Consider the following 25,613-nt stretch of genomic DNA (forward strand, 5'->3'; position numbering starts at 1 on the left):
TTTGTCATTCCAAATTTGAGCATCTCCCTGAAAACTACACCGGCAACGGTCGGGGCGGTCCGGAGTAGTTATGTCTTTTGATTCCCTGGGATTAAACCCTGATATCCTGCGCGCCATTGCCGAGCAGGGTTACCGTGAACCTACCCCTATTCAGCAACAGGCGATTCCCGCCGTGCTGGAAGGCCGCGATCTGATGGCCAGCGCTCAGACCGGAACCGGTAAAACGGCGGGTTTTACCCTGCCATTGTTGCAGCATCTGATTACCCATCAGCCGCACGCTAAAGGTCGTCGCCCGGTGCGCGCGTTGATCCTCACGCCAACCCGCGAGCTGGCGGCGCAAATTGGCGAAAACGTCAGAGATTACAGTAAATATCTCAATATTCGCTCGCTGGTGGTATTTGGCGGCGTAAGCATCAATCCGCAGATGATGAAACTGCGCGGCGGCGTGGATGTGCTGGTGGCGACGCCGGGACGTCTGCTCGACCTGGAACATCAAAATGCCGTGAAGCTGGATCAGATTGAGATTCTGGTACTGGATGAAGCCGACCGTATGCTGGATATGGGCTTCATTCACGACATTCGTCGCGTGCTGGCGAAACTGCCGGCGAAGCGTCAGAATCTGCTGTTCTCCGCCACGTTCTCCGACGACATCAAAGCGCTTGCCGAAAAGCTGTTGCGCAACCCGCTGGAAATCGAAGTGGCGCGCCGCAACACGGCCTCAGAGCAGGTAACGCAGCACGTGCACTTTGTCGATAAAAAACGTAAGCGCGAACTGCTGTCGCAGATGATTGGCCAGGGCAACTGGCAGCAGGTGTTGGTCTTCACCCGCACCAAGCATGGCGCGAACCATCTGGCGGAACAGCTTAATAAAGACGGTATTCGCAGCGCGGCGATCCACGGTAATAAATCGCAGGGCGCACGTACCCGCGCGCTGGCCGATTTTAAATCCGGCGATATTCGCGTGCTGGTAGCGACGGATATTGCGGCGCGTGGTCTGGATATTGAAGAGCTGCCGCACGTGGTCAACTATGAACTGCCGAACGTGCCGGAAGATTATGTACACCGTATTGGCCGTACCGGTCGCGCGGCGGCAACTGGCGAGGCGCTGTCGCTGGTCTGTGTTGACGAACATAAATTGTTGCGTGATATCGAAAAGTTGCTGAAAAAAGAGATCCCACGCATTACGACGCCGGGCTATGAGCCGGATCCGTCGATTAAAGCGGAGCCGATTCAGAATGGCCGTCAGCAGCGCGGCGGCGGCGGCGGTCGTGGACGCGGACAAAATCAGGGGGGAGCGGGGCGCAGTCAGCAGCCGCGACGTCAGGATAGCGGGGCAGCGAAGGCGAAACCAAAACCGCGCACAGGCGAGGGGAAACCCGCGGGCGACAAAGCACGTCCGCCGCGTCGCCCGCGCAGAATCACGCCTGCCCAGTAAATTTTATCCGGCAACATGCCCGGTAGCGCGACGCTTACCGGGCCTACGGACTATGCAAATACGTAGGCCGGATAAGGTGCTTGCACCGTCATCCGGCAAAATACACATCGCGTTGCGAGCCGCCTTCCAGAACCGGCAAAAAAGGTACTTCCCGCCCCTGAAATGTGCCACAATAGTGGCTGTTTATACAGTACTTCAGGTTTTCTCATGGCATTGACCGCTGCGCTGAAAGCGCAAATCGCCGCCTGGTATAAGGCGCTTCAGGAACAGATTCCCGACTTTATTCCCCGTGCGCCGCAGCGGCAGATGATTGCTGACGTCGCCAGAACGCTGGCCGGGGAAGAAGGGAGACATCTGGCTATTGAAGCGCCGACCGGCGTCGGGAAAACCCTCTCCTATCTTATTCCCGGTATCGCCATTGCCCGGGAAGAGCAAAAAACACTGGTGGTCAGTACCGCTAACGTGGCGTTACAGGATCAGATCTTTAGCAAAGATTTGCCGCTGCTACGAAAAATCATCCCCGATCTGCGCTTTACCGCCGCCTTTGGCCGCGGGCGTTACGTGTGTCCGCGAAATCTGGCGGCGCTCGCCAGTAGCGAGCCTACGCAGCAGGATCTGCTCGCCTTTCTTGATGACGAACTGACGCCTAACAACCAGGAAGAGCAAAAGCGCTGCGCCAGGCTGAAAGGGGATCTTGACGGTTACAAATGGGATGGTCTGCGGGATCATACCGACATTGCTATTGACGACGATCTGTGGCGGCGATTAAGTACCGATAAAGCCAGTTGTCTGAACCGCAACTGTCACTATTACCGCGAATGTCCATTCTTTGTCGCCCGACGTGAAATACAGGAAGCGGAAGTCGTGGTGGCGAATCACGCGCTGGTAATGGCGGCGATGGAAAGTGAAGCCGTACTGCCGGAACCAAAGCATCTGCTGTTGGTACTGGATGAAGGTCATCATCTGCCCGATGTCGCTCGCGATGCGCTGGAGATGAGCGCGGAAATTACCGCCTCCTGGTATCGCTTGCAACTGGATCTGTTCAGCAAACTGGTGGCGACCTGCATGGAGCAATTTCGCCCTAAGACCACGCCGCCGTTAGCGAATCCTGAGCGACTTAACGCCCATTGCGAGGAGGTATACGAACTGATCGCCTCGCTCAATGCCATTCTTAATCTGTATATGCCCGCAGCGCAGGAGGCGGAGCACCGTTTTGCAATGGGCGAGTTGCCTGATGAGGTCATGGAAATCTGCCAGCGACTGGCGAAGCTGACCGAGACGCTGCGTGGGCTGGCGGAATCCTTTCTCAACGATCTCAGCGAAAAAACCGGGTCGCACGATATTGTGCGTTTGCATCGGGTGATTTTACAGATGAACCGGGCGCTGGGAATGTTCGAGGCGCAAAGTAAATTATGGCGGCTGGCTTCGATGGCGCAGTCTTCAGGCGCGCCGGTGTCCAAATGGGCGACGCGTGAAATACGCGAAGGGCAACTCCACGTCTGGTTCCATTGTGTCGGTATCCGCGTCAGCGATCAGCTGGAAAGATTGTTATGGCGCAGCGTACCGCACATTATTGTCACCTCGGCGACACTGCGCTCGCTCAATAGCTTTTCGCGCCTGCAGGAAATGAGCGGCTTAAAAGAAAAAGCCGGCGACCGCTTTGTGGCGCTGGATTCGCCGTTTAATCATGTGGAACAGGGGAAACTGGTGATTCCTCAAATGCGCTACGAACCCACCATTGATAACGAAGAGCAGCATATTGCCGAAATGGCGGCCTATTTTCGTGAGCAACTGGAGAGCAAAAAACATCATGGTATGCTGGTACTGTTCGCCAGCGGGCGGGCGATGCAGCGTTTTCTGGAGCATGTCGCTGATGTGCGCTTACTCCTCCTGGTCCAGGGCGACCAGCCGCGTTACCGGCTGGTGGAGCTGCACCGTAAACGGGTGGAGAGCGGCGAACGTAGCGTGCTGGTTGGGCTTCAGTCTTTTGCCGAAGGGCTGGATCTTAAAGGCGAGCTGCTGACGCAGGTCCATATCCATAAAATTGCCTTCCCGCCGATCGACAGCCCGGTCGTGATCACCGAAGGCGAATGGCTAAAAAGCCTGAATCGTTATCCGTTTGAGGTACAAAGTTTACCAAGCGCGTCTTTTAATTTAATTCAGCAGGTAGGGCGATTGATCCGTAGCCATGCCTGTCGGGGAGAAGTGGTCATTTATGATAAGCGTTTGTTGACCAAAAACTACGGACAGCGTTTACTGAATGCCTTACCTGTTTTTCCGATAGAGCAGCCTGCCGTGCCAGACGTTATAGTAAAACCAAAAGCAAAACCTGCACGCCGCCGACGGCGTTAATGCTGTGAGCACACTTCAAGGAGCTTTCAATGGATTATCGCAAGATCATCAAAGAGATCGGGCGAGGTAAAAATCACGCCCGCGATCTGGATCTGGATACCGCGCGCGGTTTGTATACCCGAATGCTGAATGGCGACGTCCCCGACCTGGAGATGGGCAGTATATTGATGGCGCTGCGTATTAAAGGCGAAGGCGAAGCCGAAATGCTGGGCTTTTATGAAGCCATGCAGAATCATACCATCAAACTGACACCGCCCGCAGATAGGCCGTTGCCGGTCATTATTCCCAGCTATAACGGCGCGCGTAAACAGGCGAATTTAACGCCGTTGCTGGCTATCCTGCTGCATAAATTGGGCTTTCCAGTTGTAGTACACGGCGTCAGTGAAGATCCGACCCGCGTACTGACGGAAACAATATTTGAGCTGATGGGGATTGTCCCCACCCTACACGGCGGACAAGCGCAGGCCAAACTGGACGGGCGCCAGCCGGTGTTTATCCCGGTGAGCGCGCTCTGCCCGCCGCTGGAAAAACAACTGGCGATGCGCTGGCGGATGGGCGTGCGCAACAGCGCGCATTCACTGGCCAAGCTGGCGACGCCATTTGCTGAGGATGCCGCGCTGCGTTTATCAAGCGTTTCTCATCCTGAATATGTCCCGCGTGTGGCGACCTTTTTTAGCCGCATTGGCGGGCGGGCTTTGCTGATGCATGGTACCGAAGGCGAAGTCTATGCCAACCCGCAACGCTGTCCGCAAATCAGCCTGATTGATAGCCGCGGCGTGCAGGTACTGCATGAGCGTCAGAGCGACACGCACGACGAGCCGCTTTCACTGCCTGCGACTAAAGATCCTGAAATCACCGCGCGCTGGATTGAGCGCTGCCTTGCCGGCCGCGAGCCGGTGCCGCAATCATTAAAAACGCAAATGGCCTGTTGTCTGGTTGCGACGGGAGAGGCGGCGACGTTAGAAGACGGGATTGCGCGCGTCGAACAGGCTTTTAGCGAATAAAAAAAGCCCGTCCAGTGGCGGACGGGCAAATAAGGGTAACAAACAGGGTTAATGAGGGTTGGAGCAGTGGGTCTGTTGGCAAACAGACGAGGGTAATACCCGTCAGAATTCAAACAACAGCGATGTTACAGCCTGAAATCTGGCGGGCAGGTAAATTATTTATAAATCACCGCAGTGCCGCTCATTTTGTCGTTACCTACGGCGGAGGTGATGTTATAAGCGCTTGCGCCAGCAGCGGCGGCTTTTTCAGCCAGTTTAGCTTCAAGGCCATCCAGCGTGGTGGCGCCATCGGCAGACACTACGCCGATTTTATGCAGGTTTTGCGTCTGAGACGCGCTAACCGGTTCTGCGGCAAAAGCGCCAAAAGAAAGGGTGGAAAGCGCGATGGCTGCAACAGCATATTTAATGGTTTTCATGATTAATCTCTCGCAGGTTATTCTGTTTATGGGACGATGTTCCGTCGATGTGATGAGTATCACGGTTTTTTGCGAAAGATAAAATCGAATAGAATTGACTGCCTTGCTCAAAATTTTTGAATGACAAATAACCTATTGATTATTAATTAATTCAACGGTTGAATTTACCTTTCTTGTCATCTGGCTTTACAGAGTCGAGGTTAACGGCACATTCTGCGACGCAGAACGCTAAAAAGCATGAGCGTAAAGGAATGGATAATACTGGCGGTTTCGGTAAAGAAAAGTCAGCGTAACTGGCTGTCTTTTGAACCTCTACGATTATATCCTGAAAATGTTGCGTTATGTAAATCTTTCTCCTGTTGGCAGGCTATGCATAACCGAACGCCCGGCACGGCTTTACGCCGCGCTTCAGGGATAGGATCGCCGCAAGATTCGCATTCATCGCGACTTTCGCCGTGGGGAAGTTCGCCGCGAGCGCGGGCAACGGCATCTTCAATGGTATTGTTGATTTGTTCATTCACTGCGTCGTCATTTGCCCAGCCGGATGCCATCACGCTCTCCTGATTTTAGGGTACCTGAGGTTAAGTGTAGCGCCGTCAGGCGAAAAAATCGCATCGCGCGGCCTTTTCAGACCATGAGCAGAGCCAATGTCATTCAGAGAGCCGATCAAACGAGCGAGGCAGGGAATTCGCGGTGGTATATTTACCCCGTGGCGTTATACGGGTATCTTACGCCGCTGCTAAAAGGAGAATGCCATGTCCGCCCAGAAACCGGGGTTACACCCGCGCAACCGCCATCAACACCGTTATGATCTCGCCGCACTGTGTCAGACCACGCCGGAATTGACGTCCTTTCTTATCCGCACGCCCGCCGGTGAACAGAGCGTTGATTTTGCTAATCCGCAAGCGGTAAAAGCGCTCAATAAGGCATTGCTGGCGCATTTTTATGCCGTCACACACTGGGACATTCCGCCAGGGTTTTTATGTCCGCCGGTGCCTGGTCGTGCGGATTATATCCATCATCTGGCGGATCTGCTTGGCGAAACGACAGGGAGTATTCCGGCACAGGCAACTATTCTGGACGTGGGCGTGGGCGCCAATTGTATTTATCCGCTTATCGGCGTCCATGAATATGGCTGGCGATTTACCGGTAGTGAAGTCAGCGACGCAGCGATGTCCAGCGCGCAGGCTATCATTCAGGCTAATACGGGGTTAAGCCGCGCCATTCGTCTGCGTCGGCAAAAAGATCCGGCGGCCATTTTTACCGGTATTATTCATAAAAATGAATTTTATGACGCAACGCTTTGTAACCCGCCTTTTCACGACTCCGCCGCCGCAGCCCGCGCGGGCAGCGAGCGTAAGCGCCGCAATTTGGGGCAGAATAAAGATGATGCGCTGAACTTTGGCGGTCAACAGCAGGAGCTATGGTGCGAAGGCGGCGAAGTCGCCTTTATTAAAAAAATGATTGCTGAAAGCCAATCCTTCCGCCGTCAGGTGTTGTGGTTTACGACGTTGGTGTCGCGCGGCGAGAATTTACCGCCGCTTTACCGGGCGTTGACGGAGGCTGGCGCGGTGAAAGTGGTGAAAAAAGAGATGGCCCAGGGGCAAAAGCAAAGCCGCTTTATTGCCTGGACCTTTATGGATGACGACCAGCGTCGCCGTTTTATCACCCGTAAACGCTAAATCGTCGGTTCGCGCGGCGGCAGCGAATCAGGCGACGGGCCGCCGACGGGGGCGGGCAGAACCTGATACGTTTGCACCGGCGCGCGCACATTAGCCAGATCAAAATGCTTTTTCACCTGGCTATCAAGGGCAAAACGCACCGTCCACTGCTTGAGCGGTAGCGTGGTGAACGACACGCGTAAAGTAAACGCCGTGTTCGTTAAACCGACAATACCGGCGAACGTGGGTTCGCCGATAATCAGCCCGCGAATATCCTCCGTCTCCATCAGCGCCGTTACCGCGTCTTTCAGCGCCTGATTCGCTTTATCCGCATCCTCATGGCGATCCACGTCATAGTTGGCGACAACAGAGCCGATACCGCGCACAAAGTTGGCGAAAGTGGTGATCGAGGACCACGGGATAATATGGTATGCCCCGGTATCCTGCCGCACGCCGACGGAACGAATCGACATTCTTTCGACCGTCCCCGTCAGCGGGCCTATGGTGACTAAGTCGCCGGTATTCATCCCGTTTTCAAACTGAATAAAGACGCCGGTGATAATATCTTTCACCAGGGTTTGCGAACCGAAAGAGATAGCCAGACCTAACGCGCCCGCGCCAGCCAGCAATGGCGCGATATTGACGCCGATTTCCGATAACACGATCATGATGGTTATGGTACTGATAATCACTGCCAGCGCATTGCGGAACAGCGTCAGCAGCGTGCGCGTGCGGGCGCTGGGTAGCGGGCGGCCATGAATATCGGAGGCCAGGCGATTCTCAATCAGACTGGCGAGAATCGTCCATCCCACGGCGGAGAAGAATAAGATTAACGCGATACGGATGAGGATATCGACCATCTTTTCCCCCGCGCCATAATGTAGCCAGTGCCAGAAATCGAATAATCCCCAGGCGTTGAGCAACAGCATAACGGCGACGCAGACGGTCAAAAAGCGTGCGACTTTTAGCGCCGAGGAGAGCCAGCCGTTAAGCCGCTTTTGTAATTCCGGGTAATTGCGCTGCGTATGGGGCGACAGGGTGATGGTTTTCGCTATCCAGCGGGTAAACATACCGGAGATAAACGCCGCGATGCCAATAATCGCCAGACTGCGCACGGTCGCGCCCATCATAAACTTCAGGCTATTGCCTGGGTCGAATAACGAGAAGAAAAACAGCACGATAAAGTAAGCGCTGGCCAGCCAGTGCCACACCAGCGCAAAGGCGCGGATAAACAGGCTAAAAAAGGCTAATGATCGTTCCGCCAGACTTAATAAATGTTGCGTAATCTCCGCTTTGTTTTTAAAGATCAGGTACAGCGCCCAGATGGTGATGCAGAGCATGATCGCCACATTAGCCATCGCGCCAACCTGAACATTCACCTGGTTGGAAATAATCGGAACGGCAACAATTAGCCCGTAGCCAATCAAACTGCTAAGGGAACTCATACGGCGATTCCAGTAACGCGCTGTCGCATCCTGAATCGCGAATGGGCGTAATTCCGGTACATTAGGGCAAAAAATAAGCCGCAGAATCGCTTTAAAGAACTCTATCAGCGCGAAGGCATTCAGGAACAGGCTTTGCTGAAAAGCGATAGTTCGACTTCCCGCATGGAAATTATCACTGAGCATCTGACCGATAAATAAGGTGAGCGCCAGTAGCAGCAGGTCGATAATAAACGCGCCGACGATCATCGCCGGGAGCTGTAACCAGTTGCTGCGTTCACGGTTTTTCTTGCGCGCCCACAGGCCCATTTTTCGATATAACGGCAGGGCGCAAAGCCGTATCACGCTATAAAAACCAAATACCGCGACGGCCAGAAATAAAAAGTGGGTTAACGCGTTGGTGAAGGTTTGCGAGTTAAACGGTTTGTGCGGCGCATCGGTGATGTTGCGATAAAGCTGGGCGAAACGGGTAGCGAAAGCATCGCCGTACTGACGGGTAACGGTGGTGACGTTCTCCAGTACCGTTTTCTCATCTTTGGCCGCAGGCGGCGCAAGCGCTGGCGCCGGCTCGGTCGGCGGCGTGGTTGATGCTTCGCGGAGTTGCGCTATCAATTCGTTACGTGAAGCCTCGTTCTCCAGTACGTCAGCCAGGGCCGCATAGGCCGCTTTTTTTTGTTCAGGACTGGGCTCTGGCGCTGCTTGCTGGCTGGTTGATGTCCCTGTGGTCACGCCGGGTATGGCGACCGCATGGGCAGGCGCGCCCAGTAGACAAAAAAGGATGAACAGGGTCCACCGCATGACTCCTCCAGTGAGAAAAGAGATGCAAAACACTAAGTATAGATGGCGCAGGGGAGGGAAAATGAAATGGGACTATTCCATGATGCCCTCCCTGCCGCAGGGCAGGAAGGGCGATATCTCAGGAGACGTGCTGTAAAAATTCCTGTAAACGTGGGCTTGGCGGGTTTTCGATCAACGCCTGCGGACTGCCATCTTCGGCAATACGGCCTTTATCGATAAAAATCAGCCGTGAGGCGACTTTTTCGGCAAAGCCGATTTCGTGAGTGACAATGACCATGGTCATGCCTTCTTCCGCCAGATCCTGCATGACTTTCAGCACTTCATGGCGCAGTTCAGGGTCCAGAGCGGAGGTTGGCTCGTCAAAGAGCATCATTTTCGGCTTCACTGCCAGCGCTCGGGCAATAGCGACGCGCTGTTGTTGACCGCCGGAAAGCTCGGAGGGGTAGTGGTGCGCCCGTTCCGCCAGCCCAACTTTCGCTAACAGAGCTTTCGCCTGTTTTTCCGCTTCTTCTTTCTTTACGCCGCGCACGCGCAGAGGACCGAACATCACGTTTTCGAGCGCGGTCAGATGCGGGAACAGATAAAACTGTTGAAACACCATGCCGGCTTCCTGGCGAATCAGCCGTTCGTCTACTTTAGGATCGTTGACTTTCAGACCATCGACAATCAGATCGCCGGAGGTGATCTCTTCCAGTTTATTGATACAGCGTAATAACGTGGATTTACCCGAACCGGAAGGGCCGATAATCACAACCACTTCGCCCTGACGGATGTTTAAATCAATGTTATGTAGCACCTGGGTGGGGCCAAAGTGCTTGGAGACGTTTTTAAATTCAATCACAGGATTTTCATCCTTCTTTCAAGACGACGCAAAATAAAGCTCAGCACCAGCGTAATGATCAAATAGAAGACGGCCACGGCGCTCCAGATTTCCAGGGCGCGAAAGTTACCGGCAATAATTTCCTGGCCCTGACGGGTCAGCTCGGCTACGCCGATAACAATAAACAACGAGGTGTCTTTGATGCTAATGATCCACTGATTGCCCAGCGGCGGCAGCATACGGCGCAGAGCAAGCGGTAAAATAACATGGCGGATGGTTTCCCGGCGAGAAAGGCCCAGCGCCAGACCCGCTTCGCGAAAACCTTTGTGAATGGATAGTACTGCGCCGCGAGTAATTTCCGCGATATAAGCGCCGGAGTTAATCATAATTGTCACGACCGCTGCGCTGAACGGATCAATACGCAAATCATTAAATGCCATCGGCAGGGCAAAGTAGATAAACATGACCTGGACAACGATGGGCGTGCCGCGAATAATTTCAATGAAAACCAGGGCGATGTGGTTAGCGAACCAGCCGCCAAACGTACGGGCAAAACCTGCCGCCAGTCCAATAACCAGGCCGCCAGCCAGACCGAGGACCGAGATCCACAGGGTCATTTTAGCGCCCTCAAGCAAAAGCGGAATGGCGGGCCAGATGGCGCTCCAGTCAAACTGCATATGTCGTTCCTGTTACCGTGGTGTAAATAGTCAAATGCTCTATCCGGCGCGGAAATGGCGGAAAGTGTCTTATCCGTCACGGAAAAGAGCTGTAGGCCCGGTGAGCGTCCTCACTACCGGGCCACAAGCCAACATCAGGTCGTTTTATTTAGGTTCTGTACCGAACCATTTTTTGTAGATTTCGTTATAGGTGCCATTCTCACGCAGCGTTTTCAGCGCGCCGTTGACTTTCTCGCGCAGTTCATCGCTGCCTTTCGGGAAGGCAACTCCGTATTGCTGTGCTTCCAGCGATTCGCCTACCGCCTTGAACTGGCCGTTGCCTGCGGTTTTGATAAAGTACAGGATGTTCGGCGTATCGTGCAGAACGGCGTCTGCGCGGTTGGTGCCTAATTCCATGTACGCGTTATCAATGTTCGGGAACTGACGCAGGTCTTTGGTTTTGATATTCGCTTTCGCGTAATCCACCGACCCGGTTCCGCTCTTCACGGCAACGACTTTGCCATCGAGGTCTTTAACGCTTTTAATATCGTTATTGTTGGCTTTCACCATCACGAGCAGACCGCTTTTGTAATAGCCATCGGAAAAGTCGATCGCTTTTTTACGCTCGTCCGTAATCGTAATACCCGCCAGCGCCAGATCGATATTTTTGGTTTGTAATGCCGGAATAATGCCGCTGAAATCCATCGGTTTCAGGGTGTAGTCCAGCTTCAGTTCTTTCGCGATAGCGTCCCACAGATCAACATCAAAACCGACGTATTTGTCGCCCTGTTTAAATTCAAACGGAACGAACGCCGTATCGGTTGCCACCACGAGTTTCTTATCCGCGGCGTGCGAAGACACCGCAAAAGCCAGGGTAAGTGCAGCCAGTGAAACTTTTAATAGAGACTTCATAGCATTTCCTTTTCTATCCACGGGGCGATCCCCTGCGAGAACATGTAGCGTAATGAAAAAATCATGCCAATTATGTAACTCATTGTTTTAACAGAAGCGTCAATCATTCCTGTGCACAATAAGTCGGGCAAAACCAGTATGCCGCACCGTTTTGGGGCACTGATTTAGTGCATGAATAACAAAGTAGAGATACAGGGTCTATTTAGCGTAAAAATTGTTGTTAAAACAATCTTTAATTAACGATTGTGTGATGTAATTATTACAAATAATTCACTTTTATCGGAGGGGAGTACAAGACGTGTGCACTATTTAAGTGCAAAACCCCTGTGCCAGGCAGGGGTATAGGGATGACTTATATACCTGTGTACATCAAGTTGCAGGTGCGTTCGCTTCAGTGACCGACGGAAGTCAAGCTCCTGCGGATTCGCTGCGTTTGTACCTTCCTGCAACTCGAAGTATTCAGGGTAGAGATAGATTTATTCGATGTTGGATTCGATAAACCACAGGAATTTATCGAGGTCGCGTGATGCGGCGGTAAAGATATCGGCAGTGTCTTCATCTTTGGCTTCACCAATAGCTTTGCGAACATCATTAGCGACAACAGCGTAGCGATCGGCCAGTTCTTTTAAGTGATCCTGCACGTTATGGATGTCGAGCGGATAGCTTTTCAGTGGAGTTTTGCTGTTGATAACTTGCGTGGTGCCTAACGCCACACCGCCAAGCTGTACGGCGCGCTCGGCCATAGTATCCAGATGATCGGTCAGTGCGGTACGGAAGCCATCCAGCATCTCATGAACGGCAATAAAGTTAGCACCGCGCATGTTCCAGTGGGCCTGTTTCGTGATCAGCGACAGGTCAATGAACTGGATCACCTGACGATTAAGCAACTCAACCGTCGCTTTTTTATCGCTCTCTGATACATCGTTACGGGTATAAAGCAGATTAGACGCTTTTGTTTTTACCAGTTTAGCGGTACTCATAATCTCATATCCTCTTGATGTTTGTGTCCCAGGTAATTAACGAAAATAAGTATAGCACCGGTTTTTAACTTTGCTTTTTTGAATTTACCTATCACTTTAATAGTACAGACAAGATTTAATATTTATTTTGATTATAAATCAATTAGTTAGGCAAGTTTGTTGTTTGGTGGGTAATAATTCTCATTTTAATGTAAAAAATGAGAAAAAATATGACAAAAAATGACGAAGTAATAGCGCGATAATAAAAGGTGAATAACGAGGTGATATTCTGCATGATTATGCACATCATGCAGAATAAGAAACTATTTTACGTCAACTTGTTTAATTTGCGGTTCGCGTCGAATCGTTAGGGTAGAACCCATTGAGGCGGCAATGATGGCGCACAGGGCCAGGATTTGTATGCCCGTAAGCGTTTCGCCCAGAAAAATCATCCCGGAAACGGCGGCCAGCGCGGGTTCCATGCTCATCAGCGTACCGAAGGTGCGGGTTGGCAGGCGCGTCAGTGCAATCATTTCCAGTGAATAAGGCAGCGCCGTAGAAAGCACAGCGACCGCTAACCCTAAGGGAAGAATCGACCAGTGCCATAGCGCGTCGCCAGCCTGAACTGCGCCAATCGGCACGAAAATGATGGCGGCAATCAGCGAGCCTACCGCCACCGTGGCCGGACCATGTTCCGCGCCTGCTCGCTGGCCGGTAAGAATATAGACAGCCCAACAGGCGCCAGCGCCGAGCGCCAACGCGGCCCCGGTAAGATCGACGTGAGACATATCTTGCCCTAATGGCAGCAGGAACCAGAGCCCAAGCACAGCCAGTACGACCCAAATAAAATCTACCGGCCGCCGGGATGAAAACAGCGCGACCGCCAGAGGACCGGTAAATTCCAGCGCGACCGCAATACCCAACGGCACCGTCTGAATCGACAGATAGAATAAATAGTTCATCCCGCCCAGCGACAGACCATAAAACAGTAAAGGCAGCCGCTGCTCTTTGGCAAAACGCAAACGCCAGGGTTTGAAAAAGGCGATAAGGATAAGCGTTCCCAACGCCAGACGAAGCGCCGTTACGCCCGGCGCGCCGACAAGAGGAAATAACGATTTCGCCAGTGAAGCGCCACTCTGAATAGAGGACATGGCAATGAGCAAAACCAAAATGGGCAACCAGACTGGTAGTTTACGTGTTGACCCCGGCATCCTTTCTCCTGTCAAAAAATGTCAGTACGAGTAAAGGTGGCAGTGTAATGGAAATTCCCCGCGGCGGTTGAGGATTTGTTGAAAAAAAATTTCCAGGATTCCATAAAATGAACTTAAATTGATGGATAAATAGACTGTTAGTTTAGGAATAATCTGGATGAATGTATCGCGCCGCACGCGCATTATTGGTGCAATCAGCCGGAAAAGTGATGTTAATTGAATAAGATAGCGCGATATGGAAACGTTCTGTTACATGAAAGGCGCCCTTAGACACCGTGAATCGCAAAGAGTTTCCCATTAATTTTTGATATATTTAAAACTTAGGACTTACTTGAAGCACATTTGAGGTGGTTATGAAAAAAATTGCATGTCTTTCAGCACTGGCCGCTGTTCTGGCTTTTTCCGCAGGTACTGCAGTAGCTGCTACTTCTACCGTTACCGGTGGTTACGCTCAGAGCGACGCGCAGGGCGTAGCGAATAAAATGAGCGGTTTCAACTTGAAGTATCGTTACGAGCAGGACGACAACCCGCTGGGCGTAATCGGTTCCTTCACCTACACCGAAAAAGATCGTACTAACGGTGCGGGCGATTACAACAAAGGTCAGTACTACGGCATCACTGCCGGCCCGGCTTACCGTCTGAACGATTGGGCGAGCATCTACGGTGTAGTCGGTGTGGGTTACGGTAAATTCCAGACGACCGATTACCCAACCTACAAACATGACACCAGCGATTATGGCTTCTCCTATGGCGCTGGTCTGCAATTCAACCCGATGGAAAATGTTGCTCTGGACTTCTCTTACGAGCAGAGCCGTATTCGTAGCGTTGACGTTGGCACCTGGATTGCTGGCGTAGGTTACCGCTTCTAATCACGTCGGTGAAAATGAAAAATCCGCCTTTCGGGGCGGATTTTTTTTGCCTGAAACATGCATTATTTTAGTGAAAAAATATCGCTGCCCAGATGGTTATAGTCCACTTTTTGTAATTTGAAATTGGTGATATAAACGGGCCCGGCTTTCTGCTCCGAAATAAAACGATAGCGATTTTTGATCTCTTTAGCGCTAATTCCTGTCCATTGCGAGAAAAAACTCAGGAAATCGTTCGCGGAACGGCGAGCTTTAATGATCCGATGCGCTTTACTGTCGCTGGATAGCACCATAAACGGCACCTGGAAGTTTTGCTGGAATTTGTCGTCATGCGCCAGGTACTGTACCGCTTTGCCGCGCTCTTTAAACGCCAGTCCGTGATCGGAGAAATAGACGAGCGAAAAACTGTCGCCGCTATGACGAAGCTGAGTATAGAGCTGACGGAGCAAATCGTCGGTTTGCGTCATGGTGTATAAATAACAAGACGTCTCTTTCGACTGGACAAACGTCGCGTATTTTCCCTGAGTGCGGTCGCAGGCCTGGGGATGCGATCCCATTAAATGCAACACAATCAACTGCGGTTGCGTGCGTTCTGTCGCCAATACCTGCGCCGTCATGGTTAACAGCGCGTCGTCGCGAGTATTTTTATCCGCTTCAAAATCGCCGTTTTTCAGGAAATGCGCTTCATCGGCGCGTTTGGCGATACTGGCGATGGCCGTGTCGTATTCGCCGATTTGCCCCTGATTGGAAAACCACCATGTCTGAAAACCGGCGCGGTTAGCCAGCGTGACGAAATTATCCTGATACTGCGGTTTGTTATCCACCACGCGATTGAGCGTTAAACCGAGCGATTTTTGCGTTGAGCCGCTGGCGGCGATGTAATCCATAAAGAAGTCGCCATTCACATGGCTGGCGAAGGGGGTATTATCCCAGTGGCCGCCGAAAGCGCCCATGGCATCCCGTCGCGCGCTTTCACCAATCACCACGACATAGATGTGATATCTGGGTTTCACCGCAGTAACCGTCCAGCTATCTTTTATGCCGGATAGCTGCGCCATACGGTGCTGCTCTTCAATGACTTCGTTGTTATTGACGATAACGTCTTTGGCGAAGCGAAAAACCGGATAGCCGGTATCAATAACCTTAAAAACGCCGCCCCACGCCAGATTTTGTACCGGCGCGACGAAAAATGCCGCGACGCTAATCAGCAGGCACAGGCTGTCGAGGCTATTCCAGCGCGGCTTGACCTCTTCTTTTCGGCGGCGAAGCGCAATAATACCCAGCGCAAAAATAAAAAGTCCGGTCAGGTAGCTATACCACGGGAAGATGGTCAGGATTTCGCTCGACTCTTCCATATTGGTGGAGTGCAGCGCCAGCAGCGTATTAAAGTTCGGCGCTCCGTAAGCCTGGCCAAAGGGAAAATAGCAAGCGGCTACCAGCGAACAGATGCCGAGCAGCGCTTTTTGTCCGCGGGGCAGGTAGCGCCAGAGCAACAGCAACAGGCAGGTAAACGCCGCGGTATAAAGCAGGCTAAAGGGATAGCCGAGCGCGAGGTTAATCAGCAGCGACTGTAAAAAGTAGAGGCCCGCCCACGGGCTTACCGCCCGACGACGGGCGAGAAGTGAATCGATAAGGGTTGAATTCATATGCCACTATTGCAAAAACGCCATGTGCTAACCCTGGCGCGAAGGGTCATTACCTGCCTGATTATGCGTAAAAAAGGTATTGGGTTCGCAACGGCGAGTCGCAAAATATTCAGGGCTGCCAGAAGATAGAGCGTGCGGGTAAGAAGGTCAACCGCCGGAAAGAAAATGTTTTGCGAAGAGAATAGCAAAACCACAAAAAAACAGGGGAAATGGGCGCCATTTCCGTTGAGGATGCAAAATAAAGCGGCGTACCGCACCGCCGCCTTATTTCGTGGAAGGGTTATCCTGCTCCGGTTTGCCGTTGATCATATCGCACAACATAGAGAGCAGCATTAACCGGACTTTAAAGGGAGAGTGACTGAACACGCGTATACACCTCTTAAATTCGTTCATATAAACCTCCTGATGTTTCTATCCCATCGATCCGTGAGGGATGTCTGCATTACATACAGATATAGCACAGGCTATGTTTTATAGCTATTGCTAAAACGTTAATTTTTTGTGCCCGGACAACTCTGGTTTACAATGAGCGCTCTGTCAGCTGACGCGTTAACGCGTCACAGAAACGAGGAAGCAAAATGGGTCGTCGCGCAGGTACGCCAACAACAAAAAAAGTGACGCAATTGGTGAACGTAGAAGAACACGTTGAAGGATTTCGTCAGGTCAGAGAGGCGCATCGCCGTGAGTTGATAGACGACTACGTTGAGCTGATTTCCGATTTAATTATTGAGGTAGGGGAAGCGCGTCAGGTGGATATGGCGGCGCGGCTCGGCGTCTCCCAGCCGACTGTGGCCAAAATGCTTAAGCGCCTGGCATCGTTAGGATTTATTCAAATGATCCCCTGGCGCGGCGTTTTTCTGACGCCGGAAGGGGAGAAGCTGGCGCAGGAAAGCCGCGAGCGGCATCAAATTGTCGAAAATTTTTTACTGGTATTAGGCGTAAGCCCGGAAATCGCGCGTCGTGATGCGGAAGGGATGGAACACCATGTCAGCCAGGAGACATTAGATGCCTTTTTGGCCTTCACGCAACAGCATGGAACATCTGCAGAATGAGTCTGGCCTTTTTACGGGCGCTGCGGCGTGACCGTTTTTTTCAGTTGTTGATCATTGTGGGGATGGCGTTAAGCCTGTTTGTTCCTTTTGCGCCCCGCGCCTGGCCTGGCGCGATTGACTGGCACACCATTATTACCCTCAGTGGGTTAATGTTGCTCACTAAAGGCGTTGAGCTGAGCGGCTATTTTGATGTGCTGGGACGCAAGATGACGCGCCGATTTCATACCGAGCGGCAACTGGCGATGTTCCTGGTGCTGGCTGCAGCGGCGCTGTCGACCTTTCTGACAAACGATGTCGCGCTGTTTATCGTTGTGCCGCTGACGATAACGTTAAAAAAACTGTGCGCGATTCCGGTCAACCGATTGATTATTTTTGAAGCGTTGGCGGTGAACGCCGGTTCGCTGCTGACGCCTGTCGGTAATCCGCAAAATATTCTGTTGTGGGGACGCTCCGGCTTAACCTTTGCTGAATTTAGCGGGCAAATGGCGCCGCTTGCCGTCATGATGATGCTGACGTTACTGCTCCTGTGCTGGTTTTGTTTTCCGGGTAGGGCGTTACAGTACCATACCGGTACGCGTTCGCCGCAGTGGCAGCCCCGTCTGGTGTGGAGTTGCCTGGCATTATATGTCGTTTTTCTTACCGCGCTGGAGCTCAGGCAAGAGTTATGGGGACTGGTGTTGGTGGCTGCTGGGTTTATTGTGCTGGCGCGCAGGGTGATAGTCAGCGTGGACTGGACGCTGCTGTTGGTATTTATGGCGATGTTTATTGATGTCCATCTGCTAACGCAATTGCCGGCGTTGCAGGGCGTTTTCAACCAGGTTGGCGCACTGTCTCACCTGGGACTTTGGCTAACCGCTATCGGCCTGTCGCAGGTTATCAGTAATGTGCCCAGTACCATTCTCCTGCTGAACTATGTACCGGCCTCGACGTTGCTGGCGTGGGCGGTGAATATCGGCGGGTTTGGTCTGCTGCCGGGGTCGCTGGCAAATCTTATTGCTTTACGGATGGCGAACGATCGCCGAATCTGGTGGCGATTTCATTTCTATTCGCTACCGATGCTGGCATGGGCGGCGCTGGTGGGATATGGATTATTGCAACTGATGCCGTAAGAGAAGCCCGATAGTGTCTATCGGGCTTCACAGGCAGAGTCTGTCAGTTCAGACGAACCGGCATCCCGGAACGATCCTGAACCGCCTGTTGTACGACGGTCTGATCAACGTCAGGCTCGTTGGTAACGGCCAGGATACTCTTATTAAGCGTGATCGGCACCGCTTCCTTACCTTCAAACTGCGCCTCCGTCGTTGACAGCGGGTTATGCACCTCAATGTAACGGCTACCGTCCGGCTCGGTGGTGGCTTTTACCGGTTCATCGATAAACTGCACGCGGGTACCGACCGGCACATTTTCAAACAGGAATTTGATATCGTCGTTGCGCAGACGCACGCAGCCGTGGCTCACGCGAAGCCCGATGCCGAAGTTGGCGTTGGTGCCGTGAATAGCATACAGGCGACCGATGTACAGCGCGTACAGACCCATCGGGTTATCCGGGCCCGCAGGCACGACGGCAGGCAGCGGCTCGCCGGCGGCGCGATATTCAGCGTGCATTTTTGCCGTAGGCGTCCAGGTCGGACCGGCTTTTTTACGTTCAACTTTGGTCGTCCAGTTGATAGGCGTGTCTTTACCTAACTGACCGATCCCAATCGGCAGGACGATAACGGTGTTTGTGCCTTTCGGGTAGTAATAGAGGCGCATTTCCGCGCTATTGATGATAATGCCTTCGTGTACGGTATCCGGCAGGATCAGCTGCTGCGGAATATTCAGCACGGTACCGCCCTTCGGCAGGAAGGTATCCACGCCAGGGTTGGCTTCCAGCATGTTGGAGAGCCCCATCTGATACTCCGCGGCAAAATACTCCAGCGGCTGGGTATTGCCCTCCGGAACGGTGATGACCTGATTTTGCCCAATTAAACGGCTACCATCGGTAGGCAGCGGGTAAGTGACTGCTGAGGCTGTTTTACAAAAACCAACTACAGCGAAAGCCGCCGCGAAAAGCGTTGTTAATTTCATATTCATGTTATGCGAGATTCTGTGCCAAGCAGGCTAGTAGGTTGAGAATTCTGTCATGTTGGGAGCGCATTATAGGTGCATTCCAGTAAACAGGGAATTCAGATGTGTACGAAATCACGTTTTTTTCCCTTACGGTTCAGTGTAGCCCTTTGTACAGGGCGCGATCTTATTTCAGACTTGTGGCATAATAAGCGGTTTGTCACATCTTTTTTCAGGATAAGCCTGTGTTAGTTTCCAGCAACGTTACCATGCAGTTCGGCAGTAAGCCGCTGTTCGAAAACATTTCCGTCAAATTTGGCGGCGGCAACCGTTACGGCCTGATTGGCGCCAACGGTAGCGGAAAGTCCACTTTTATGAAAATCCTCGGCGGCGACCTGGAGCCGACGCTGGGCAATGTTTCCCTCGATCCGAATGAGCGCATCGGTAAGCTGCGTCAGGACCAGTTCGCTTTTGAAACATTCACCGTACTTGATACTGTCATTATGGGGCATGGTGAACTGTGGGAAGTCAAGCAGGAGCGCGACCGTATCTACGCCTTGCCGGAAATGAGCGAAGAAGACGGCTATAAAGTCGCCGATCTGGAAGTAAAATACGGCGAGATGGACGGTTATTCCGCTGAGGCGCGCGCGGGCGAACTGCTGTTGGGGGTGGGCATCCCGCTGGAGCAGCATTACGGTCTGATGAGTGAAGTCGCGCCAGGCTGGAAATTGCGTGTGCTGCTGGCGCAGGCGTTATTCTCTAATCCGGACATCCTGTTGCTCGACGAACCGACCAACAACCTGGATATTGATACTATCCGTTGGCTGGAGCAGGTGCTGAACGAGCGCGATAGCACGATGATCATCATTTCGCACGACCGTCACTTCCTGAACATGGTTTGTACGCATATGGCGGATCTGGATTACGGCGACTTGCGCGTCTATCCGGGTAACTATGATGAGTATATGACGGCGGCGACCCAGGCGCGTGAACGTCTGTTGGCCGATAATGCGAAGAAAAAAGCGCAAATTGCCGAGCTGCAATCTTTTGTTAGCCGTTTTAGCGCCAATGCCTCTAAATCGCGTCAGGCAACGTCGCGCGCGCGGCAGATTGATAAAATCAAGCTGGAAGAGGTGAAAGCCTCCAGCCGTCAGAACCCGTTCATCCGTTTTGAGCAGGATAAAAAACTGTTCCGTAACGCTCTGGAAGTGGAAGCGTTGACGAAAGGTTTTGATAACGGTCCGCTGTTTAAAAATGTCAATTTGCTGCTCGAAGTCGGCGAGAAGCTGGCAGTACTCGGCACCAATGGCGTGGGTAAATCTACGCTGCTGAAGACGCTGGTTGGCGATCTGGACGCCGATCATGGCACCGTTAAATGGTCGGAAAACGCGCGTATTGGTTACTACGCGCAGGACCACGAATATGAATTCGAAAATGACCTGACGGTGTTTGAGTGGATGAGTCAGTGGAAGCAGGAAGGCGACGACGAGCAGGCAGTGCGCAGTATTCTGGGCCGCCTGCTATTTAGCCAGGATGATATCAAAAAGCCTGCGAAAGTCCTCTCCGGTGGCGAGAAGGGCCGTATGCTGTTCGGCAAACTGATGATGCAAAAGCCGAATATCCTGATCATGGACGAACCGACTAACCACCTGGATATGGAGTCGATCGAATCGCTGAATATGGCGCTGGAACTGTATCAGGGCACGCTGATCTTTGTTTCGCACGACCGTGAGTTCGTCAGCTCGCTGGCAACCCGCGTCATTGAAATTACGCCGGAGCGCGTGGTGGACTTCAGCGGCAACTACGACGATTATTTGCGTAGTAAAGGGATCGAGTAAGTTATTGTCTGTAACCCCGATAGCGTCGGGGTTACAGAATGTTAACAAGGTAATTTTTATTTTTTCCGAATGCAATGTGAAAATTATATATACTCTTAATATTCGATTTTAAAATTAAATGAAAGAAGAGGATCTATCATAAAAATTGCGAATATATTTTGTGGTAAACATATTGTAATGTTATTTTCTTTATAAGAATTCAAGTGCTATTTTATATTCCTTTATTGTTCAACAAAAGGAATAAATATGAGCATTTTGGAACGCTTTTTTGGCCGTAAAGAAAAAAACTCATCTAATATACAAGGTGTTTTAGTAGCGAATGCTGAAATTGATAACCCACTAAGTTTAGTTGTTGTATTTGATACTCTCCCGGAAAATAATTCAAAAGAACTCACCCGCTTGTTGCGTAATTATCATTCCAGTATGAAACAGGCAACGTGTGAACTTGTCCCTGAACTGGATTTTTTTGGTTTAGCAGGATGGGGTAAGCATGTAATATCGATGGTTGGATTTAAAACGCCTTACCCCCAGGAATCAATCGAACAATGTGTCGCGCCAGCTCATTATCCCCAGGAAGTAAAAGAGCAAGTACGGGCAACCAGTGCAAATATTATTTTATATTATAAGGGGTATGATACTTCACCTTTAGAGCAATATGTTGCGTTGGCTGTGGTTGCAGGTGCATTAAGTAACATGGGGGCTGTCGCTGTATTAAATGAATCGGCTCACACTTCATTACCTGCGGGGGTATTTAAGTCTCAGGAGTTGGGTAAGCATAGTCTGGAAATGTTGCGTGAAGGTTTCCCGCTGACCTCTCTATTTTGTGGATTTGTGAAATATGAAGTTGAGGATATCGAAGGCGTATGGATGCGTACCTATGGTGCTGATTGCTTTGGGCTACCAGATTTCGCAGCACACGCACAAGGCCATCACGAAGGGCAAAAATATTCTGATATTTTCAATAATGTTCTGCGTTACCTGCTTGAAAGTGGAGCAGAAATGGCTGCCGGGCATACCATGCAAGTCGGTAAAACGACATTTATGAAACTGCGCGATCCCCTTGACGATGAATATTACTTACAGGGGCCTGGAACCACATTAGTGGTTGAACTGATTGAAGAAGATGAGTGTAATGCTCATTGAGAAATCGGGGCAATTGCCCCGACTCTCGTTAAAGTGTAAACGGCACCTTATTTTCCAGCACCGCCTGAATCACATTCAGTGCGCCTTCATGCTTATTATTATCGGTAGCGTAACGGGCGATTTGTTTAATGTTTTCTGCGGCATTGTCCATCGCAAAGGAATAACGCGCCATTTTAAGCATCTCTGCGTCATTGCCGCTGTCGCCAATGGCGACGACATTCTGTGGCGACAGATCCCAGCGTTTCAGTAACCGCGAAATACCGTTTGCTTTATGCAGGCCGGGAATAATCAGATCGATAAAGTCAAAACCACTTGTGACGGGCTTCATAATGCCATTGAGCGTAACGTGTAGTTTGTCGATCACTAACGGGATTTGTTCATCCGGTAGGTTGAGTGAAAACTTGAACAGTACGTCATCAATCTCCTGATAATCTTTTACAGGTTTCAGGCGATGGTAGTGTTTTGCCATCAGGGTAACGAATGCTTCTGGCGCATTTTCGCTGACATATGCACTTTGCAGACCGCAGGCGACAAAATTAAGTTGCTTATCTTTCAGCAACTTGCCAATCACAATCCGCGATTCATGCCGGGTCAGTTCGCCGTGGAACAGTTGCTTGCCATGTTCGTAAACCAGTGCGCCGTTTTCCGCGACAAAAGAGATCTCATCCTTTAGCTCAGGAAAGAACGAAATAAGCTGGTAATACTGATTACCGCTGGCGACAACGAACTCAATGCCGCGCTTTTTCAGTTCCTGAAATTACGCCGGAGCGCGTGGTGGACTTCAGCGGCAACTACGACGATTATTTGCGTAGTAAAGGGATTGAAAGCTAAACACTGACGCCCGGTGGCGCTGTGCTTACCGGGCCTACGTATCCTGGCGCGTAGGTTCGGTAAGACGGGTGCGCCCAGGAAAAGGGCACACCGCAGGTGAGCGGGCAGGGCGGTACGACCGTCAAACGTCCATACCTAATGCCCGTTTACCGTGAATATTCAGATCGCGCAGCGTGAAGCGCCCTTCCCAGGTGGTTTCATAGTCCTCGCGCGGGAAATCGCCCGGTGATGCGCCTGTCTCCAGCGCCGCTTTCACCTTACGCGCATAGGCCAGATTTTTCTCACACATTGGCGCGGCAGGAATGTACATCACATTGCCCCAGCCCTGCTGGTTTTCGACGGGGGCGACGGAGTGGATGACATCGCAATGCCACCACACGGAATCCCCGGCTTCCAGCGGCGGAATGCTGGTTAACGCCGCCATCAGTAAAGGATGCCACTGTTCAGAAATCGGCAGCACCCGGCCCGGCGCGACGCCGCATAATTCATCTTCCGGGACATCATCCAGCAGCGGGCGCAGCAGAATATACGCCATCGCCTCCGGGATAGGGACGACATGAAGCAACCCCTGACCGGGCAGCATATCGGAGAGCGCGGTCCAGCCCTGGAAGGTGCGAAATACCGAGCATTTTGTGGTGTTATCCACCGTATACTCTTCAACTTCGGTACGGTGCGCCGCATTCCACGGATCGTACTGCTCGACGTTGCCGTTAAACACGCTGGCGAATACCTGCTGATAGGCTGGCAGCAGCCAGCGTTCCAGCGCGCCGGAGTCGGTATGCGCTCCCAGTCCTTTGGATGTGGTGCCCGGCGGGCGGCGACGGATGCGATCCGGGTAAATGATGCTGATATCCGGATTAAACCATCGCTTGCCGTCGTGCTCTACCTGCCATAGACGGTTGAGGAACGACTGCGCCAGCGCCATCTCTTCACTTTGGCGGGCCTGCATTTGCGCCTGCGACCAGTAGACAGGATAGATTTCAGGCCGGGAGGCGCTCAGCGTACCGAAAAAATTATCCCCCGGTCCTTTATACACCTCGTCAAAATGGTTCTTGTCCAGATAGTCGAGCATCGACTGGTCCCATGCCAGCGCCTGTTCGCGTGGAAAATGACCTTTAATCACCGCGCACCCGCGGCGCTTAACCTCGGCGCGGGTGGCATCGCTAATGTTGCCCATCGCCAGTTCGCTAAAAGGGATAATTGGCCATACCGGCTGTCCCTGCGCTTTCAGATCGTTAATTTCCGCCACCCGGGCTGCTATGGTGGCGCTCAAACGGTCGAACACCGCCTGTACGTCGCCGATTTGCGCGCGTAGCGCCTGCTTCATCTGACGAATGGCCGCTTTTGGGTCGGCGGGTAGCGTTTCGTGGGTAAAAGGAGTCGTCATATCAACCTCATCATCTTTCGTTCGAAAGTAAAATTAGTTACATGTGATACTTTAAGTTAAAATAAGGTTAATGCAAGTTTAAAATATTGCAGGGGCGCACAAAGAGGGAAGCGAGAGGAAAACGTAAGGTGGCCAGGACGCCTTAATGTCTTATGCGGCTATTCCTTTCGTTCAGCTACTTTTCATTCGAAATAAATTTGTGGTTCTGCTCACATTGTTATTAAAATGTTTCTGGTCGCAGTTACAGCCAGGAGCTTAAGTATGACCGTTAACGTTGTCGTTACCGATATGGACGGCACTTTTCTCGACGATGCCAAGCAGTACGATCGTGTACGCTTCATGGCGCAATACCAGGAACTGAAAAAACGTAATATCGAATTTGTGGTCGCCAGCGGTAATCAGTACTACCAGTTGATCTCCTTCTTCCCCGAGCTGAAAGACGAAATTTCCTTTGTCGCAGAAAATGGCGCGCTGGTGTATGAACATGGCAAGCAGTTGTTTCACGGGGAGCTAACCCGGCATGAATCGCGTATTGTGATTGGCGAACTGCTGAAGGATAAGCAGCTTAACTTCGTCGCCTGTGGTCTGAAAAGCGCTTATGTCAGCAAAAACGCTCCCGAGACTTTCGTGGCGCTGATGGCCAAACATTATCACCGCCTGCAGCCGGTAAACGATTATCACGACATTGACGATATCCTGTTTAAGTTCTCCCTGAATTTGCCGGATGAACAAATTCCGCTGGTTATCGACAAACTGCACGTATCTCTGGATGGCATCATGAAGCCCGTCACCAGCGGCTTCGGTTTTATCGACCTGATTATCCCGGGACTGCATAAAGCGAATGGCATCAGTCGTCTGTTAAAGCGCTGGAACAGGTCGCCACAGAATGTCGTCGCCATTGGCGACAGCGGTAATGATGCGGAAATGTTGAAAATGGCGCATTACTCTTTTGCCATGGGCAATGCCGCAGACAATATCAAAGCGCTTTCACGTTATCACACTGATGATAATAACCATCAAGGCGCGCTCAACGTCATTCAGGCCGTGCTTGACGGCACCGATCCCTTCTGATTAACAGGCCTGCGTAGGCCTGTTAAACGTAGCGCCATCAGGCGGTTCGGACATATTGCCGATGGCG

22 protein-coding genes and 2 pseudogenes are annotated in these 25,613 nt (G+C 51.8%); 11 read left to right on the top strand and 13 right to left on the bottom strand.

Going from position 1 to position 25,613, the window contains the following annotated elements; translation table 11 throughout:
• Nucleotides 1-70 precede the first annotated feature (70 nt).
• From rhlE to ybiB, 3 genes are all read left to right on the top strand, one after another.
• Entirely contained in the window at nt 71-1,435 is a 1,365-nt protein-coding gene (rhlE, locus tag ACLJQJ_RS03070; protein ID WP_000007059.1) for an ATP-dependent RNA helicase RhlE, read from the top strand.
• Between the two features lie 207 nt (nt 1,436-1,642).
• Nucleotides 1,643-3,787: an ATP-dependent DNA helicase DinG gene (dinG, locus tag ACLJQJ_RS03075; protein ID WP_001218675.1), complete on the top strand. Its 2,145-nt coding sequence runs from the start codon at nt 1,643-1,645 to the stop codon at nt 3,785-3,787.
• A gap of 29 nt (nt 3,788-3,816) precedes the next feature.
• Nucleotides 3,817-4,791, top strand: coding sequence for a DNA-binding protein YbiB (ybiB, locus tag ACLJQJ_RS03080; protein WP_063809341.1), 975 nt, complete (start codon nt 3,817-3,819; stop codon nt 4,789-4,791).
• Between the two features lie 155 nt (nt 4,792-4,946).
• Here the strand turns inward: ybiB and ybiJ are convergent, their stop codons facing one another.
• Both ybiJ and ACLJQJ_RS03090 read right to left on the bottom strand, forming a co-directional pair.
• Nucleotides 4,947-5,207, bottom strand: a complete 261-nt coding sequence (ybiJ, locus tag ACLJQJ_RS03085; protein WP_000849089.1) for a DUF1471 family protein YbiJ — start codon at nt 5,205-5,207, stop codon at nt 4,947-4,949.
• A 284-nt stretch (nt 5,208-5,491) separates the two neighbouring features.
• A complete protein-coding gene (locus ACLJQJ_RS03090) occupies nt 5,492-5,758 on the bottom strand; it encodes a DksA/TraR family C4-type zinc finger protein (protein ID WP_000146330.1) in 267 nt (88 codons plus the stop codon).
• 204 nt (nt 5,759-5,962) lie between these two features.
• Between ACLJQJ_RS03090 and rlmF the strand changes: the two genes are divergently transcribed.
• Nucleotides 5,963-6,889 (top strand): 23S rRNA (adenine(1618)-N(6))-methyltransferase RlmF, encoded by a 927-nt coding sequence (rlmF, locus tag ACLJQJ_RS03095; protein WP_001275962.1) that lies wholly within the window; start codon nt 5,963-5,965, stop codon nt 6,887-6,889.
• Here the strand turns inward: rlmF and ybiO are convergent.
• The 6 genes from ybiO to rhtA form a co-directional block, all read right to left on the bottom strand.
• Complete coding sequence (gene ybiO, locus ACLJQJ_RS03100) at nt 6,886-9,108, bottom strand: mechanosensitive channel protein (protein ID WP_001267704.1); 2,223 nt, start codon at nt 9,106-9,108, stop codon at nt 6,886-6,888. The genes rlmF and ybiO overlap by 4 nt on opposite strands.
• Before the next feature lie 118 nt (nt 9,109-9,226).
• Nucleotides 9,227-9,949, bottom strand: coding sequence for a glutamine ABC transporter ATP-binding protein GlnQ (glnQ, locus tag ACLJQJ_RS03105; protein ID WP_000569093.1), 723 nt, complete (start codon nt 9,947-9,949; stop codon nt 9,227-9,229).
• Nucleotides 9,946-10,605 (bottom strand): glutamine ABC transporter permease GlnP, encoded by a 660-nt coding sequence (glnP, locus tag ACLJQJ_RS03110; protein WP_001159076.1) that lies wholly within the window; start codon nt 10,603-10,605, stop codon nt 9,946-9,948. The genes glnQ and glnP overlap by 4 nt, the downstream gene beginning before the upstream one ends.
• A gap of 144 nt (nt 10,606-10,749) precedes the next feature.
• Nucleotides 10,750-11,496: a glutamine ABC transporter substrate-binding protein GlnH gene (gene glnH / locus ACLJQJ_RS03115; RefSeq protein ID WP_000838671.1), complete on the bottom strand. Its 747-nt coding sequence runs from the start codon at nt 11,494-11,496 to the stop codon at nt 10,750-10,752.
• A gap of 476 nt (nt 11,497-11,972) precedes the next feature.
• Nucleotides 11,973-12,476 carry a DNA starvation/stationary phase protection protein Dps gene (gene dps, locus ACLJQJ_RS03120; protein ID WP_000100805.1) on the bottom strand — a complete coding sequence of 168 codons (504 nt, stop codon included), beginning with the start codon at nt 12,474-12,476 and terminating at the stop codon, nt 11,973-11,975.
• Between the two features lie 302 nt (nt 12,477-12,778).
• Nucleotides 12,779-13,666: a threonine/homoserine exporter RhtA gene (gene rhtA, locus ACLJQJ_RS03125; protein WP_001119554.1), complete on the bottom strand. Its 888-nt coding sequence runs from the start codon at nt 13,664-13,666 to the stop codon at nt 12,779-12,781.
• A gap of 353 nt (nt 13,667-14,019) precedes the next feature.
• On the opposite strand from rhtA, the gene ompX reads away from it, so the two are divergent.
• Nucleotides 14,020-14,535 (top strand): outer membrane protein OmpX, encoded by a 516-nt coding sequence (gene ompX / locus ACLJQJ_RS03130; protein WP_000716763.1) that lies wholly within the window; start codon nt 14,020-14,022, stop codon nt 14,533-14,535.
• A 62-nt stretch (nt 14,536-14,597) separates the two neighbouring features.
• On the opposite strand, the gene ACLJQJ_RS03135 is transcribed toward ompX, so the two are convergent.
• The gene (locus tag ACLJQJ_RS03135; RefSeq protein WP_001089315.1) at nt 14,598-16,178 is read right to left on the bottom strand and encodes a phosphoethanolamine transferase; all 1,581 of its coding nucleotides are present in this window, start codon (nt 16,176-16,178) and stop codon (nt 14,598-14,600) included.
• Between the two features lie 264 nt (nt 16,179-16,442).
• Complete coding sequence (gene mntS, locus ACLJQJ_RS03140) at nt 16,443-16,571, bottom strand: manganase accumulation protein MntS (RefSeq protein ID WP_001001755.1); 129 nt, start codon at nt 16,569-16,571, stop codon at nt 16,443-16,445.
• 185 nt (nt 16,572-16,756) lie between these two features.
• Here mntS and mntR point away from each other — a divergent pair, with 185 nt between their 5' ends.
• Both mntR and ACLJQJ_RS03150 read left to right on the top strand, forming a co-directional pair.
• Nucleotides 16,757-17,230, top strand: a complete 474-nt coding sequence (gene mntR / locus ACLJQJ_RS03145; RefSeq protein ID WP_000533542.1) for a manganese-binding transcriptional regulator MntR — start codon at nt 16,757-16,759, stop codon at nt 17,228-17,230.
• Nucleotides 17,227-18,339 carry an anion transporter gene (locus tag ACLJQJ_RS03150; RefSeq protein WP_000050089.1) on the top strand — a complete coding sequence of 371 codons (1,113 nt, stop codon included), beginning with the start codon at nt 17,227-17,229 and terminating at the stop codon, nt 18,337-18,339. The genes mntR and ACLJQJ_RS03150 overlap by 4 nt, the downstream gene beginning before the upstream one ends.
• Before the next feature lie 43 nt (nt 18,340-18,382).
• Here the strand turns inward: ACLJQJ_RS03150 and ldtB are convergent, their stop codons facing one another.
• The gene (gene ldtB / locus ACLJQJ_RS03155) at nt 18,383-19,303 is read right to left on the bottom strand and encodes a L,D-transpeptidase (RefSeq protein ID WP_001056404.1); all 921 of its coding nucleotides are present in this window, start codon (nt 19,301-19,303) and stop codon (nt 18,383-18,385) included.
• Nucleotides 19,304-19,521: 218 nt separating this feature from the next.
• Here ldtB and ACLJQJ_RS03160 point away from each other — a divergent pair, with 218 nt between their 5' ends.
• A complete protein-coding gene (locus ACLJQJ_RS03160; protein ID WP_000961479.1) occupies nt 19,522-21,114 on the top strand; it encodes an ABC-F family ATPase in 1,593 nt (530 codons plus the stop codon).
• A gap of 399 nt (nt 21,115-21,513) precedes the next feature.
• Nucleotides 21,514-22,257 (top strand): DUF4261 domain-containing protein, encoded by a 744-nt coding sequence (locus ACLJQJ_RS03165; RefSeq protein WP_010988985.1) that lies wholly within the window; start codon nt 21,514-21,516, stop codon nt 22,255-22,257.
• 28 nt (nt 22,258-22,285) lie between these two features.
• Here ACLJQJ_RS03165 and ACLJQJ_RS03170 read toward each other — a convergent pair.
• Nucleotides 22,286-23,014, bottom strand: a pseudogene (locus ACLJQJ_RS03170) (Cof-type HAD-IIB family hydrolase); the annotation flags it as partial.
• On the opposite strand from ACLJQJ_RS03170, the pseudogene ACLJQJ_RS03175 reads away from it, so the two are divergent.
• Nucleotides 23,005-23,088 (top strand): annotated as a pseudogene (locus ACLJQJ_RS03175) (hypothetical protein); the annotation flags it as partial. The pseudogenes ACLJQJ_RS03170 and ACLJQJ_RS03175 sit on opposite strands and share 10 nt — an antisense overlap.
• Nucleotides 23,089-23,209: 121 nt before the next feature.
• Here the strand turns inward: ACLJQJ_RS03175 and ACLJQJ_RS03180 are convergent.
• Nucleotides 23,210-24,475, bottom strand: coding sequence for a DUF1479 domain-containing protein (locus ACLJQJ_RS03180; protein WP_001586229.1), 1,266 nt, complete (start codon nt 24,473-24,475; stop codon nt 23,210-23,212).
• Nucleotides 24,476-24,736: 261 nt separating this feature from the next.
• On the opposite strand from ACLJQJ_RS03180, the gene ACLJQJ_RS03185 reads away from it, so the two are divergent.
• Nucleotides 24,737-25,546 carry a Cof-type HAD-IIB family hydrolase gene (locus ACLJQJ_RS03185; RefSeq protein ID WP_000217910.1) on the top strand — a complete coding sequence of 270 codons (810 nt, stop codon included), beginning with the start codon at nt 24,737-24,739 and terminating at the stop codon, nt 25,544-25,546.
• Nucleotides 25,547-25,613: the final 67 nt, after the last annotated feature.

Origin of the sequence: Salmonella sp. SAL04202, assembly GCF_046550775.1 — a bacterium.
GTDB classification, from domain to species: Bacteria; Pseudomonadota; Gammaproteobacteria; order Enterobacterales; family Enterobacteriaceae; genus Salmonella; species Salmonella enterica.

Bases quoted from the DNA above. Each gene is read 5' to 3' on its own strand.
- rhlE (WP_000007059.1), top strand. From the start codon at position 71: ATGTCTTTTGATTCCCTGGGATTAAACCCTGATATCCTGCGCGCCATT.
- dinG (WP_001218675.1), top strand. From the start codon at position 1,643: ATGGCATTGACCGCTGCGCTGAAAGCGCAAATCGCCGCCTGGTATAAG.
- ybiB (WP_063809341.1), top strand. From the start codon at position 3,817: ATGGATTATCGCAAGATCATCAAAGAGATCGGGCGAGGTAAAAATCAC.
- ybiJ (WP_000849089.1), bottom strand. From the start codon at position 5,207: ATGAAAACCATTAAATATGCTGTTGCAGCCATCGCGCTTTCCACCCTT.
- ACLJQJ_RS03090 (WP_000146330.1), bottom strand. From the start codon at position 5,758: ATGGCATCCGGCTGGGCAAATGACGACGCAGTGAATGAACAAATCAAC.
- rlmF (WP_001275962.1), top strand. From the start codon at position 5,963: ATGTCCGCCCAGAAACCGGGGTTACACCCGCGCAACCGCCATCAACAC.
- ybiO (WP_001267704.1), bottom strand. From the start codon at position 9,108: ATGCGGTGGACCCTGTTCATCCTTTTTTGTCTACTGGGCGCGCCTGCC.
- glnP (WP_001159076.1), bottom strand. From the start codon at position 10,605: ATGCAGTTTGACTGGAGCGCCATCTGGCCCGCCATTCCGCTTTTGCTT.
- glnH (WP_000838671.1), bottom strand. From the start codon at position 11,496: ATGAAGTCTCTATTAAAAGTTTCACTGGCTGCACTTACCCTGGCTTTT.
- dps (WP_000100805.1), bottom strand. From the start codon at position 12,476: ATGAGTACCGCTAAACTGGTAAAAACAAAAGCGTCTAATCTGCTTTAT.
- rhtA (WP_001119554.1), bottom strand. From the start codon at position 13,666: ATGCCGGGGTCAACACGTAAACTACCAGTCTGGTTGCCCATTTTGGTT.
- ompX (WP_000716763.1), top strand. From the start codon at position 14,020: ATGAAAAAAATTGCATGTCTTTCAGCACTGGCCGCTGTTCTGGCTTTT.
- ACLJQJ_RS03135 (WP_001089315.1), bottom strand. From the start codon at position 16,178: ATGAATTCAACCCTTATCGATTCACTTCTCGCCCGTCGTCGGGCGGTA.
- mntS (WP_001001755.1), bottom strand. From the start codon at position 16,571: ATGAACGAATTTAAGAGGTGTATACGCGTGTTCAGTCACTCTCCCTTT.
- mntR (WP_000533542.1), top strand. From the start codon at position 16,757: ATGGGTCGTCGCGCAGGTACGCCAACAACAAAAAAAGTGACGCAATTG.
- ACLJQJ_RS03150 (WP_000050089.1), top strand. From the start codon at position 17,227: ATGAGTCTGGCCTTTTTACGGGCGCTGCGGCGTGACCGTTTTTTTCAG.
- ldtB (WP_001056404.1), bottom strand. From the start codon at position 19,303: ATGAATATGAAATTAACAACGCTTTTCGCGGCGGCTTTCGCTGTAGTT.
- ACLJQJ_RS03180 (WP_001586229.1), bottom strand. From the start codon at position 24,475: ATGACGACTCCTTTTACCCACGAAACGCTACCCGCCGACCCAAAAGCG.
- ACLJQJ_RS03185 (WP_000217910.1), top strand. From the start codon at position 24,737: ATGACCGTTAACGTTGTCGTTACCGATATGGACGGCACTTTTCTCGAC.